At 58.5% G+C, this 12,991-nt stretch carries 10 protein-coding genes; 3 read left to right on the forward strand and 7 right to left on the reverse strand.

All coding sequences use genetic code 11. The features are described 5' to 3' along the window. Positions 1-584: 584 nt before the first annotated feature. Positions 585-1,445, reverse strand: a complete 861-nt coding sequence (locus tag ABVQ20_RS34340; RefSeq protein ID WP_354464266.1) for a helix-turn-helix transcriptional regulator — start codon at positions 1,443-1,445, stop codon at positions 585-587. Between the two features lie 33 nt (positions 1,446-1,478). On the opposite strand from ABVQ20_RS34340, the gene ABVQ20_RS34345 reads away from it, so the two are divergent. Then, on the forward strand, positions 1,479-1,829 hold the full coding sequence (locus ABVQ20_RS34345; protein ID WP_354464267.1) for a hypothetical protein: 351 nt from the start codon (positions 1,479-1,481) through the stop codon (positions 1,827-1,829). Here ABVQ20_RS34345 and ABVQ20_RS34350 read toward each other — a convergent pair. After that, entirely contained in the window at positions 1,819-2,325 is a 507-nt protein-coding gene (locus ABVQ20_RS34350; RefSeq protein ID WP_354464268.1) for a hypothetical protein, read from the reverse strand. The two genes, ABVQ20_RS34345 and ABVQ20_RS34350, sit on opposite strands and share 11 nt — an antisense overlap. 171 nt (positions 2,326-2,496) lie before the next feature. Here ABVQ20_RS34350 and ABVQ20_RS34355 point away from each other — a divergent pair, with 171 nt between their 5' ends. Both ABVQ20_RS34355 and ABVQ20_RS34360 read left to right on the forward strand, forming a co-directional pair. Then, positions 2,497-3,012, forward strand: a complete 516-nt coding sequence (locus tag ABVQ20_RS34355; RefSeq protein ID WP_354464269.1) for an Lrp/AsnC family transcriptional regulator — start codon at positions 2,497-2,499, stop codon at positions 3,010-3,012. 3 nt (positions 3,013-3,015) lie between these two features. Continuing rightward, entirely contained in the window at positions 3,016-3,984 is a 969-nt protein-coding gene (locus tag ABVQ20_RS34360; protein ID WP_354464270.1) for an ATP-binding cassette domain-containing protein, read from the forward strand. A gap of 116 nt (positions 3,985-4,100) precedes the next feature. Here ABVQ20_RS34360 and ABVQ20_RS34365 read toward each other — a convergent pair whose 3' ends face one another. The 5 genes from ABVQ20_RS34365 to ABVQ20_RS34385 form a co-directional block, all read right to left on the reverse strand. Beyond that, a complete protein-coding gene (locus ABVQ20_RS34365) occupies positions 4,101-4,874 on the reverse strand; it encodes an OmpA family protein (protein WP_354464271.1) in 774 nt (257 codons plus the stop codon). Between the two features lie 77 nt (positions 4,875-4,951). Beyond that, a complete protein-coding gene (locus ABVQ20_RS34370) occupies positions 4,952-8,182 on the reverse strand; it encodes a DUF6212 domain-containing protein (protein WP_354464272.1) in 3,231 nt (1,076 codons plus the stop codon). Positions 8,183-8,350: 168 nt separating this feature from the next. Continuing rightward, the gene (locus tag ABVQ20_RS34375) at positions 8,351-10,372 is read right to left on the reverse strand and encodes a sulfatase-like hydrolase/transferase (RefSeq protein ID WP_354464273.1); all 2,022 of its coding nucleotides are present in this window, start codon (positions 10,370-10,372) and stop codon (positions 8,351-8,353) included. A gap of 1,005 nt (positions 10,373-11,377) precedes the next feature. After that, positions 11,378-12,160 carry a hypothetical protein gene (locus tag ABVQ20_RS34380; protein ID WP_354464274.1) on the reverse strand — a complete coding sequence of 261 codons (783 nt, stop codon included), beginning with the start codon at positions 12,158-12,160 and terminating at the stop codon, positions 11,378-11,380. Positions 12,161-12,293: 133 nt separating this feature from the next. Then, entirely contained in the window at positions 12,294-12,785 is a 492-nt protein-coding gene (locus ABVQ20_RS34385; RefSeq protein WP_354464275.1) for a hypothetical protein, read from the reverse strand. Positions 12,786-12,991: the final 206 nt, after the last annotated feature.

The following is a 12,991-nucleotide window of genomic DNA, read 5'->3' on the forward strand; positions in this document are numbered from 1 at the left end:
GCTCGTAGACGATGCGAGCGTCGGGCTCTCCCAGCCACGTCATGAAGGCCTTGTGGCCGCCATTGTCGTTGGCAAAGCGGCGACTCGCACCGTCGCTCAGCCTGTGGGTGTCGAGATGGTCTTTCGATATGTCGACCCCGATGGTATCGTTGGTCATCTTTCGCTTGTCCTGTGCTTGTCATCCGGAGCCGAACTCCGGGTATCCGTTCAGGCCTCAAGAGAAAGACGAGGGCGATCCGACTCTAGCTCGACCCGTTAAACGGTCCGCAATTCCACCGATCCGACCCTCGCCGCTGAGGGAGGGCGGCTACCCTCTCCCAGCGGTTCCTTTCTGACCCGTTCGGCAGCAAATGTCGTAAGACAAGCAATTCCAATGTGAAACCGTTTTCCGTTTGGAATTCCGTCAAAACAAAGGGATAGGGCGGTTCTGCAATTCCGCGAGACGATGAACAACCTAATCTAGGCTGAGATGCGCCTTTCCCGGGCCGCGCACTCGGGCGGCGCAAAGGCGTGTGGAGACAGCTTGTCTGACTCCCCCCGCCCCCAGCCTTGACCGCATCAACACGATGGATTGTAGGCCGATATCAGAGCAGGCGCCCTAGAAGCGCGATCAGTTCACTCTGCTTGTGGGTGTCGGTCTTCTGAAAGATCACCTTCAGCCTGTGCCTGGCCGTTTCGGAAGCTATCCCCAGCATGTCGGCGGCTTCTTTCAGCGAATGGCCAAGCAAAAGCATCTCGCACAGCCTCTGTTCAGAGAGCGTCAGGCCGAAGGCCGTGGCCAGATCCGCTACCGTACCGGCTTCAGCCGGCACGGACAGGTCGCGCACGATGACGAGAAAGAGCGGACCGCCGGAAAACAGGGAGCGCATCCCGGCTCCCCTGGGAAGGCGCGTAACGCCGATCTGATAAGCACCATCGGCAAAGAAGACGCGTGTTGTCGTACCAGGCTCTACGCCGGCCGCCCAAAGGCGCAGCGTATCCGCCAGCCAGCCATTGATATCGTATGCCGATAGCGAAAACTTGCCGGCTCGCATCGAGACCACCTTGCGGCGCTGGAATTCGCTCTCGGCCCGGGCGTTCGCCTCCTTGACCTTCAGTTGCTCGTCGACGACGCACGCGACATCGCCGGAACGCGAAACAATCGCAGCAGCCGACCTTTCGCGCTCCATGGCCTGTTCGAACAGGCGTGCTGCTTCAGCCGATCGCAGCAGCGGCCGGCTGATGGCGAGCAGCAATTCCGACACGTGTCGGTCATAGCTGTCGGCGCGATCGAGCCCATAATGCACCGCTACCGCGGCCAGGTTCTGGTCACCCGCTTCCAGAATGATCGCCGCCCCCGCGCGCAGTTCGGGATGCAGCCAGTCGTAAAATTCCGTATGACTGAAGCTGCCGGAAGGGCAGTCACGCTCGCTGACCATCACCGTGCCGGACGCGACGGAGCGCATCGGCGCAATCCATGGATTCAAGGTACAATAATATTGCCGATAGCTGGCCTCGTCATCCGGATTCATGTTCAGGACGCGGTCATAGTCGACCCTGTTCCGGCGCAGGTCGAGACGCTGGAACACGATGCACGTGCCGGGAAACGCGCCCCCAAGCATCTCAACAAAATCGTCCCACGCACTCGCATCGAAAACGGCGCGCTCAGCCGTTTCAGCGATCCGGGCGGACGTGTCGGTTATGAATTTCTGGTCAAAGACAGTGTTCTGCAATTGCTCCCCCAAGCCCGCGTAGTTTTCATCACGCGGGCAGCCAAATCAAGGGTAAGCGGCAGGGTCTGTTATCATCCTATTTTCCCGATCTGGAATGCTTCCTTGATCATTGCCTGATGAACGCGCCCGAGTAGGTCTGGCCGGCGAGCGTATAGGTTCCAGCAAGGGTTCCGTCGGACAGCATGTTGAAGCTGATGTCCGCGCCATTCGGGAGGCGCCCAAGCTTCAACGTGGTCCCCGCAATTCTCCCGGCGCCGGCGGCCTCTCCCGGATTGTTGTCGCCCAGGTTTCCCCATGCATAGGTGACCGTCACCTGTCCGTTCGAGGAGACGGATTGAACGGCCAGTTTTCCTTCATATTGGCCCTCCAGGCGCCCCGCCCATATGCCCGAAAAGGCAGCGTATCTTGTTGGGACGTTTTTCGCGGGCGGGGTGATTGTCACGGATTGATCCATGATTGCCGAACCCGGGGAAGACGCGGCGGGAACGGAGGCAGCCTGAGGAGGAATGATCGCGGGATTCGACGCAGGTTCGAGAGCGGGTTGCGGCGCTTCAGGTGCCGATTGGCACGCGGCGAGCGCGAGCACCGCGAAGCCAAGCATCGTGTTCCGCATCAAATCCTCCACTTTGTTTCTCCGAGCAGAACGAACAATTGAGGTCCCGGCGTCCGCCCCTCAAACCGGCATCCCGCGCTGCAGGGCATTTCACATTAGGCTGATGCTGCCAAGCGGCATAGTGCGATCGCGGCACCAGGCCCGGAAGACGTGCCGGCGTCATTGATTTAGTTGGCTTTTCGTGGGTCAAAATCAGAGGTCATTGACGACCTCGATCGTGAGATCATCCGTTATCTCTCTGAAGACGGACGCCTTTCGGCGGCCGAGATTGCAGGCAGGATGGGAGGCGCGTCGGAGCGCACCATCCGCAATCGCATTGCCGCGCTGTTGCAGGCCAAGATGATCGTCATCGGGGCTATTCCCGATCCAGTGGCGCTTGGACGCGACGTTCAGGTTGAACTGATCATCGAGGTCGAACCGGGGCGATCGGAGGAAGTCGCGATCCTGCTCGCCGAATATGACGAGATTGGCTATCTCGCCGCGACCAGCGGCTCGTCGAACCTTAGCGCTTCGCTTTTCGTCACCGACCATGCGGCGCTTCTGGAGTTCATCGACCAGGAGCTGGGCAAGCTGCCCGGTGTCAGCCGGGTGACGAGCCTCGTTGTCCTGCGGCTCTACAAGGTTTTCGGCACAAGGACGACCGCGCTTCCCCGTGGAACAGGCCCCAGCGCCAAGAAGAAGGGATAACCCATGCTGCGCATCGGGGTGGACGTGGGCGGAACCAATACGGATGCGGCGCTGCTGAAAGGCCAGGCACTTCGCCGCGCGCGGCAAAAAATCGGGGTCGTGTCGCAGAACCCCTACCTCTCGCTTAGCCCACGACTGACGATTGCGGAAATCCTTGCCGAACCCATGCTTGCGCAAGGACAACGACCAGGCCCCAGCATGCGGAGAAAGATCGCGGGCCTGTTATCGGACTGTGGCCTGCCTGCTGATTTCCTTGAGCGGCGAGCGCGTGAGCTTTCCGGTGGTCAGGCGCAACGAGTAGCGATCGCGCGGGCGTTGGCGTTGGAACCTGGGCTCATGATACTTGATGAGCCCACCTCGGCGCTGGATGTTTCCGTGCAGGCGCAGATCCTAAACCTGTTGTCGGACTTGAAGGAAAGTCGGGGTTTGTCGATGCTGTTGGTCACTCACAACCTTAAAGCTGTCGCGCATATTTCCGACGCCCTTCATGTGTCGCGGCGATGTTGTCGAATTTGGCAGGGCCGAAGAAGTGATGAGAGCGCCCACTCAGGAATACACGCGCGAACTGCTCTCCTTTGGCCTTCGCATCAGGCCAACACGTTAGGCAAATTCCACCATGGTCCCACCAGGTTTCTTTCGAACGCCAGAAGCCTACGAGATAAAATGAATTCACGCGTGAAGGCTTTCGGGCAAGCCATGGACATTTTAGCTATGGACTATGGTGCGCCCGGAGGATGCGCCGCGAACATTGGTTTCATTGGCTTTTTCGTGGCTAAAATCAGAGGTCTTCCCGTATCGTTCCGCACGGTTCCACGATCGCATTATGGTCGGACCTCTGTGTCCGTCCGGTATAATGAGGTCGTGGGCAGCCCTTCGAGCTCGATAATGCTGGCGACGGCGGCGATCGCCACGATCGGACTGTTCGCCGCTTTGCCTACCCGGCTACTCTCCGGCAACGACTTGCGGCCTTGAACACCGCAAGATTCAAACCCACAAGAAGCAATCGTCTATTCGTGTCGATGAGATCGGCGAAGAACCTTCTCGACAGGTCGATCCGACAGGGCGGCAAATCCAGATTTCGCAAGCCACTACATCAGAGACGCGGTCGCCAGGCGACTGCCGGCGACGTTCGGCTTCTTGTCACCAACGTATTCAACGTTCGTGTCCACCATCCGATCGCTGTCGATACCTGCCGCGGTCAAAATGTCCATCATCACTTTCACACGCTGCTTAGCCAGTTCCTTGTTCGTCTTTGCAGCGTTGGCGCCAGTGAATTCCTTGGCCGCCAAAGCAGTCAGTTCGACATTGCAGCGCGAGTCTCGAATGCTCGCAGCAAACTTCTCGAGGTCGTCCTTGACCTGCGGTGAAATTACAGACGACTGGCTGCTGAAAAAGAGGTCGACCTGTACCGGGCTTCGCTTCTCATATCGCCGGCACGATATCCCTTGCTTCGGCAGCGTGTACAAGGTCGCGCTCCGCGCTGCGTTTGTGTCGGCAGCGCCGTCGTCAACCCAATGCTGAACTGTCAGCACCATTTCGGGCTTGACGCCCTGCGCCTTGAGAAAGTCGCCTGCTGCATTGAGCCTGTGCCCGGCCAGGTCGTAAGCTTTATCGCCTTCCTTGCTCGCCGTTGCGTAAAGCCTGTAGCCGCAATCGCGCCCTGCGTCCTTGATAAAAGCCTTCAACGCGTTCGCGGAATCGCCCGATATCTTGCTGTCACCCTTTTTGAAAAGGACGTGATACGAGTTCCACTGTACGCATTTTGGCCCCACGTCACGTTCCTGGGCGGCCGCTCCGAAAGACGCCGCGCTCCCGGCCATGACAATGATAAATGCCAGAGCGAGATAGGAAAATTTGTTCATTTTCTTGGTACCTCCCGCGCTAACTCATTGTAATACCGCACTCATCCCTTGACAAGATGCCACCGACGACGCGGCCGTCAGTCCCAAAGGAGCAACAGCTTGCGCCAAAAAGCATTGGATGGCGTCGGCTTCGAGCCGCGCGGTAGCCGGATGGCCAGATAGATCGTCAGCCATTTGCGATCTATCTCCCGGATCGAAACCTTCAAGTCATGCAGTTCGAAAGGTTCTGAGACCCGTGTCCATCCGGAGAATGCCAAGGCGCCGACCGGGACGTCGTGTTTCCAGACAAGCTTTTCTTCCTGCCTGCCCAGGGCCATGGCGAACTCGAATGGCGATGCATCCTCATGAGCGATTTCCACCGTCGCGATGACACTTCTGGCAAAGGCCGGGAAAGCGGAATTGAGGGCGGCAACAACCAGGCCACGCGTGTTCGGCCGCAGGAATATGCCGCCATCGTCGCCGGCGACGAGCAGCGTCGGCAGATCGGAGGGATAATCGGTCACAAGCGTTGAATGCTTCAGCTCGTCATTGGTCATCCGACGCATGCGCTGGCGTTGTTGCGGTGCGTTGAGGCGCGGACGCCTCGCGCCGGTCGAAACGACATGGCGGATCTGGATGGCTGAAAAGCCGCCGAGTACACGCGCGTCCGCGCGACTGCCGCATCTGACCGCGAGCAGCAGATCACGCCTGCCGGTTGCCGGGGATCGGGCGGTCGCCATTATCTCGCGCGGCTCGCGCGCCCGGCTGACATCGGCCCAACCACTCCCGCCATCACTCTCGAGGATGTGGGCGAGGTCGCCGAAGGTCTGGTTTTCCGCATCGACGATCGCCAACTGAAACTGCGCACGGTCCGTGAGCTCCTCGTCGAGATAGACCCAACAGGTCGCGCCAGTAGCGCCCGGCGGGCAGACGCCCTTCAGCAAAGCCATCGCGACATTGCCGCCTTTGGCTTCGAGAAACAGCTGGTCCGGCGATTGTTCGACATAGCTCAGCAAGTCCGGATCCACATCCGGATACGAACCGACATGAGCCAGACGCATGGGCTCGGCGGAGAGATACTCCTCGCGGTAAAGTGAAGAATGCAACTCCGGCATGGTCTCTTCCGCCGCAGCGTTGAGCATTTCCACCACACCCAAGGCGAAGTCGGATCGCCCTGCATGGGCGAGCAGCGAAATCGCGGTATCCGCCCTGCCTTCGCGCGCGGCTATTTCGGCCAGCAACTGCATTGCGTCTGCCGTATTGGCCGAACCCGTACTCAGCCTGAGATACCGTTCGTCGTTGACCCGCAGCTCCAAATTCCAGAGGTTGAGGTCCTTCTCGTGACTGGCGGTGTTCGAGCTGATGCCGAGTTCCACGAACATGTCCGTTTTCGCGAACTTGTGCTTTCGGAAAACGTCGATGATCGGCTTGCGATTCCTCAGCCACTCGGCATTTCGATTCATGCCCGTCGGCGCCGACCGATACCAATAGAGCGGCTCCGGGATGGTGACGATCTCGAGGCCTGCCAGGTCCGCGCGAAGGAAAAACTCCCAATCGCTTGCGGAAAAGCCCCGCTGCTCGTTCAGATAACCTACCGTGTCGAATACCTCGCGCCGGAACATTGCATTGGCATCGCCATAGGGATTGATGAGCAGGGTGATGTCCGTAGGTCCGCCGACCGGGAAGTAGAGCATGTAGCCACTTTTCGTGTCCGGCGGCACGAAGGGCTCATTGAGCCACTTGGCAAAGGTCGTGCAGATATCGGCGCCGGACTTTTGCATGCAGGCGACGAATGTACTGACGGCGTTCGGGAACAGTGCGTTGTCGTCGTCCAGGAACAGGATCATCGAACCCTTGGCGGCACGGATTCCCGTGTTACGCGCCTTGCCGAGGAAGCCGTTCTTCTGCCGAATGATCCGCCAGCCACGCTGTTCGAACTCTGGCTCGAGCTCGGTCAACAACTGGATTGCATCTGGATCGGCGCTGCCGTCGTCAACGACGATCAATTCGATGTTGGGATAGTCCTGGTGTCGAACCGAGGCGATTGCCTGCGGTAAAAGGCGCGCCCGATTGTAGTGCGCCGTTATGATCGAAACGAGCGGCGCCCGGCTCCGGCTGCGACTGGAGACCTTATCGGGTTCACGGGAGAATTTCGCGTGCAGCTTGTTCCAGGTTTTCTCGCGCCCTTCCCTTTTTTGCCGCGGCTTCGCCGGGCCGAACGATCGGCTTTTCAGTACGGACGCAATCTTGGCCGCGATGGCGGACGCCGACGCTTCCATCATGACGGCGTCGACCGACTTCGAATGGAGCACGTCGCGTATGCTGCCGACGTCTGTCGCGACAAACGGGATCTCCTCGTCGAGGCACGTCAGTACATCAAGCGGAAGATGCGCAGCCGAGTGCGTAATCGCCACCAGCGCATGGCTCTGCCGCAGGTATCGGAAGATCTCGGGCTCATCTCGAATGGGCAGGAACTTCAGCTTGAACGGCCACTGCCGCGCGCGTCGAACGATCATGCCGCCCGAATGCTCGCCCAGGACATGACCAAACGCTCCGACAACCGTCACCGCCAGATCGGTGACGCCGCTGTCGGCCAGACGATCCAGCGCATCACAGAACAGCATCAGTCCATCGCGCGCCTCTGTGCCCGAAAAATGAACCACTTCGGCAGTGGGCCGCTCTCGCGGCCTGTCGTGATTGACGACAAAGGTCGAGCGCCACTCCTGTGGCTCAAGGGGCGCCGCAATGCGGCAGCTGGCGGGCAACTTCCATGCCGCCTTGGCCATCCAGTCGAGCAGAGACTGACCGGTGACAACAAGATGGTCGCACGTTTCGGCCGACGTCTTTTCCATGTGCGCGACGGTCATCTGCTCCTTTCGTTCGACCGCCCGGTTATTGGCTTCCAGCTTCCACATAAGCGGTTCATGAGCGAGCACGACGATCGAAGGAGGGTCGGGAAACACGCCCGTCCGCTTCGCAACCGCGGGGAAATGCGCCAGTCCGCCCTCAAGCGAAAAGTACACGATGTCGAAAGTGTTCTGCTTGAGGTAGTGGTAAACAGCTACCGAGTTCTTGTCGCTCGAATCCATGCCGCGCAGCAGCTCGGGCGACGGCGGCAGCAATTCGAGCCGCACCAGGAAATTGTCGAAGCACCATTTCCCCAGCCTGGCGATCTCCTGCTCGTCGGGCTGGCTGCCGAAAGGGCTCGGCACCCAAAGCAGCGTCACGGTGTCACCGGTTCCCGCCAGATGCTGGGCTAGCGCGTACGTCGCCGACCCGGGATCGGCTGTCACCGTCGAGCCGAACTCAACCTCCGAAACAATACACACACTGCTAGGCTTCTGGTTTGCCTGTCGCTTGCCCTTGGGCATTGCGCCTGCCTTAGAACCAACGCCCAATTAGTCCCCCTCATCCGCTGGCTTTTCTCGATACAGTCTTGCCAGCTGTTGGATAGTACTTTCGTAATTGTCTCGCAGGCTTACCAAGGCACAATAACGCTACATGCATCCTGCAACAAAAGGCCCGCTGACCCACAACGAGCCGTTGGTGTACATTGCCGTCCCGCTATCGTCGGTATAGCCATGGGACTGTTCGTCGACGTGCAGCCTGCTGTTGGGCACCACCTGCCCGTTCAACCTGATGCTCTTGATAAACAGGTTGCGATCGCCCGCCTTGCCCGGTCCGGCCCACAGATCGTTGACATAGCGAAGTTCGATCGTCTGCGGATTCGTCACGCCGCTGAGGTCGACATGGAGCGGCTGTGCGCCGGCCGACGCGTCCTTCAGCTCCGCCACGGCGGCCTCGGACGTCGATGCCGTGCTTTCCTTCCCCGGAACGTCGAACCCGGCAACACGCTTTCCGTCCACCAGGACGTCGAACCGGGGGGGCCCCTGAAAATCAACGCCAGCTGCATCAACCTCCAAGCTGGTGATGCTGCAACGCGGGGTGTCGTTCGCCGCATCGGCGACCAGATCGGCCACGCGCCGCCTCTGCGACTGCACCCATCCTGCGATGGGCTGCAGCAGCGCGCTTCGGTCGCTCGCATCGTCCCTGAAGAGGTTTGTTCTTTCGTCGGGATCGGCCTTGAGGTCATATTCCTCGACCTTGCCGGTTGTGGCGTTGAAGATGACCTTCCGGTCATTCTCGCGATAGCCGAACAGGAAACCACTCCAGGGATTGAAGAAAAAGGTCTTGTTCGGCCGTTGCTCGCTGAACAGGCTGCGCCCCTGCCACTGCTTTGGCAGCGGAATCCCGAGTATATCGAGGATCGTCGGGGCGATGTCGACAATTCCGCCGACGGAATGCACGACCTCATCATGAAAAAGATGCTTGTTGATCATGATGAGCGGGATGTGGATGTTTTCCTCATAGATCGCGCTGGCATGAACATAGTCGCCATGCTCTCCAAACGCCTCGCCATGATCGCCCAGTATGACCACGAGCGTTGAATCGAGCTTGCCAGACTGCTTGAGCGAATCAAGGATCTGGCCAAACGCCAGGTCGCCGATCTTCAGCGCATTGAGATAGGAATTGAATTTGTCGTCATCCGAGTAGTGAACCAGCGTGGTGTCGCGGGCGGAACGCGACATTTTCGTAAACATCGGGCTGTCGGTGACGAGGTAGGGATAGTGGGTCATCGCCGTGAACATTATGGCGAAGAAGGGTTTTTCCGCATCCGTGTTCAGCCAGTCGATGGTCGCTTGGGCCGTGCAAAGGTCGCTGTTGTAGTCCATGTTCTTCCATGTCTCGGAACTGAGCTTGAACGTGGGGGTGGCGCATTTCTGCCCGCGAAAATCCTGAATCGCGTCCAATCCCTTGTTAAGCAGGAACTCATCGACTCGCTGGAACCGGGAATCCGCACTCCAGAAAAACCCCGTGCGAAAACCATGGCTGGACAGAGTATTGGAGATCGAATCCAGCTTAAGATAAGGGTACCTGTTGGTCATACCATAGTATGAAATGTCGTTGTACATTGAAGAAAATAGAGAAAATATCGAATATTGCGTCGACGGCGCATGCGCATATATATTGTCGAATCGTATGGAATCCCCCGAATAGCTCTTTATGTTTGGAGTGACCGGGTACTTGCCGCCAAACGTCTCGATGTATTTGGACGGCACCGACTCCATCATGTAAACGAGAACGTTCTTGATCGGGTTTGGTGTTGATGCCTTGAAGTTGGACGTTTCGGGCGGGCGCTCCCCAACGCTGGCGACATCGGGATCATTGGGGCCGGCCTTCATGGTCAGGACGACCGGCATCGGACTGAGCAAAGCCGATTCAACAAAATGCACGATCGGATTCTGGATCTTCGTCGCCGGCAGCGCCTCCGCCCGAACGTGATAGCCGGTGCCGGCAGTCGCCAGGCCGACGCCCAGAATGAGCGCACCCAGGAGCACCCTGTGACCGACGACGCCCAGCCGCAGACACAATCTGGCTGCGGCGTAACCGAGCACAAGCACCAGAATGATTGACACGGACAGGGTCGCGAAGTCCCTCATGTTGAGCGCGTCGGCCATGGCGTTCCTGGCGTCTGCATTCTGCAGGAAGTCGCCATAGACCAGCCACTGGAAGGTGAAGGGTTCCCCCAGCATCTTGACGAGATTGATGTTCGCAAATCCCCAGGCCAGCGAAATCAGGATGGCCACATAGAAGAGGAAAACGACGATCGCGCAGCCAAGGCGGCTGCGCTTTGCCAGGAAAAGCAGGGCCAGCGCCACCGCAGTCAGGGATGCGATGAAGATCAGATCATAGTAGCTTGATGCTATTCCTACGGGGATCGACGCCAGAAGGCCTTGCAGCGTCGTTTGTGGATCGACGATAGAGCTTCGGTAGACACCCAAAAGCAGCCAGGACAGCAGTCCCGTGCAAATGATCTGCAGGCTCATGCGACGGAAGCGTATGTCCCGGAAAAAATCCGGGCGCGCCTTCGGTTCCATCTGACTGGTCACAGCACGGCTCCTTCGACACAAGTGCATTCAGCGGGAAATACAGCGGCATCCACGCCAGCACGACCGTTGCGAAAGTGTGTGGCCTGACATGCCCGATGTGCTCCGGCTTCAACCGCCAGAACCTGATCAGCCACGAGAACCAGAAAAGGCCGAGCTAACGAAACAGAACGCCAGGCCGAGCCGAAAGATCTATCGCTGGGCCGGCGCCAGGACGGACGCCAGAAACGGCGCTTACCCGCCACCTGGGGTCGGCTTATAGACCCCACATTGCCGCCAATGATGCCGGTGTCCGCGGAAGCACTCATACAACTACCCGCCGCCAGTCTGCGCTACGGCCCAACTGCGGCCGACAGCCTTCAAACCCCGCCGGCAGAATCAGCTTGCGTTAAGAGAGAGTCAACAAAATTGAGGGCTCGTTAACCAAGCTTCTTGGGAACTGGTTAACCTAACGCGTTGAATGGCGGTGCGTTTTGAGCCTCCTCCGCGGGTCTGGCGTCGGCCAAAATTGAAAAGCCGGCAAATCTTCGGCGCAGGAAAACACGCGTGTGGCGTATCAAGCCGAAGCTCTGGACGTCACTCGAGCGCGTACAAATCTTCCGTGGAAATGGCCCTGAAATACATCGCGAATTCCCGGTAATTCTCGATGCGTTCGACAAACGGGCGCGGTGGCTGTTTCAATGTCTCGGTCTCAAAATGGTCCAAGCGCTGCGCACCGCCGAGATAGGCGATTATGGCGTTTCCGACCAGAGGGTCCGCGATATCATTGTAATGGATCGGGAAATACGGTTGCCCGGTTGCGGACAACACAGATTTGATCTTGACCCGAAACAGGTTCAGTTCGCGGACATACGAATTGAACCGGTCGATGTCGAAATGCACCTTTTTGCGGCCACCGCCGGCCGGCAATGGTTCCGAGGCATGAACCAGCCAGACTCCGGATGCTTCCGCCTCGAGCAACGAAACGAAGGAGGCGACCGGGTTCCTGACAAGCCAGAGCTTCTTGACGCTTTCGTCTTCGAGTACGGGAAGAATGGCGGGACGCATCTGATCGGGAAATATATGAAATCCGATAAAGCGGGCCGACGGATCGTCGAAAATCCGCGCAATGAACTGCTCGGGTTCGGCATCCCGAACGTCAACGCTTTCACGCAGCAGGTTCATTTTCTCGTGGTAGTCATAGCGCAAGCCGACAAAGCTCGGATTGAAGACTTCGCCATGCATCACCATCCCTTCATACTGATTGAGATGGTGATTGAGTGCCTGAGATCCGGTCCTGGGCGAAGCGAGAAGGACGAACTTTTGGCAGTGCATTCGTACCAAGCCCTGAGAGCATGAAGACGCTCCGAAAATACGCAAGCGACCTCTTCAATCAATCGCGCGCTGCCATATGAACCAGCAATGGCGGACGCTGTCGAGCGCCCGCCATTATGGTTTTCATTCCTGTATTGACGTTTTCGAACGGCAACGATCAGCCACGGAGAAGGCGTGTTTAACCTAGACTCGCAACGGAGATACGCGGCGGTACTGAGGGGCAGGTCGGAAGATAGTGGCTCGCATCCGAGTACGTCATGGTCGCAATGGAACTCTTGAGCCCACCGCGCTTGGCGACCCAACTGCGAACCCATCCGGGGTAGTTTTTCATCAGGAAACTCGCGGCGACCTGGTTGCCTCGCGGCGAAACGCCATACGGCAAGTGAAAGCCGAACGACGCGTTCTGTGTGATGCACACGTTGCTCTTGGGCATCGACAGGTACAACGTGCAGGCAGAGTCACACGCACCGTCGAACCGAACATAGCCCCCACTGCGGCGCAGCTTGAGCACACGGATGGCATAGTCGATCACATAGCCGCCACGATCACTGCGGATCGTGTGGATGTTGGCAGCGTTGATGCGGGGGGGCGCCAATTCCTCGGCGGAGCTTGCCGAAACCATCGCACTCATCAAAGCGAGCGCACCGAGAAACTTCACTTTCGTTTTCATTCGCGCCTCCTGCTGTGACGACAATCATCAGCGGGAGGCCCTAAAAATTAGTTATGCCGTCAATAAAGTTATAACAATCGATCGATTGTACGGCGGTTTTAGGCCTGATTTACTAACGGCGCGGAAGACTGATCCCTCAGAAGTAAACCCGGCGCTGACGCGGGGGCAGAGAAACCACGCAGCGAAAGCGCCATCGGCGGATTTGG

The sequence above is a fragment of the Mesorhizobium shangrilense genome (assembly GCF_040537815.1).
Classification (GTDB): Bacteria; Pseudomonadota; Alphaproteobacteria; order Rhizobiales; family Rhizobiaceae; genus Mesorhizobium; species Mesorhizobium shangrilense.

Coding starts and splice junctions, on each gene's coding strand:
- ABVQ20_RS34340 (WP_354464266.1), bottom strand. CDS start 1,445: ATGCGCTCCGTCGCGTCCGGCACGGTGATGGTCAGCGAGCGTGACTGC.
- ABVQ20_RS34350 (WP_354464268.1), bottom strand. CDS start 2,325: ATGCGGAACACGATGCTTGGCTTCGCGGTGCTCGCGCTCGCCGCGTGC.
- ABVQ20_RS34360 (WP_354464270.1), top strand. CDS start 3,016: ATGCTGCGCATCGGGGTGGACGTGGGCGGAACCAATACGGATGCGGCG.
- ABVQ20_RS34365 (WP_354464271.1), bottom strand. CDS start 4,874: ATGAACAAATTTTCCTATCTCGCTCTGGCATTTATCATTGTCATGGCC.
- ABVQ20_RS34375 (WP_354464273.1), bottom strand. CDS start 10,372: ATGGCCGACGCGCTCAACATGAGGGACTTCGCGACCCTGTCCGTGTCA.
- ABVQ20_RS34385 (WP_354464275.1), bottom strand. CDS start 12,785: ATGAAAACGAAAGTGAAGTTTCTCGGTGCGCTCGCTTTGATGAGTGCG.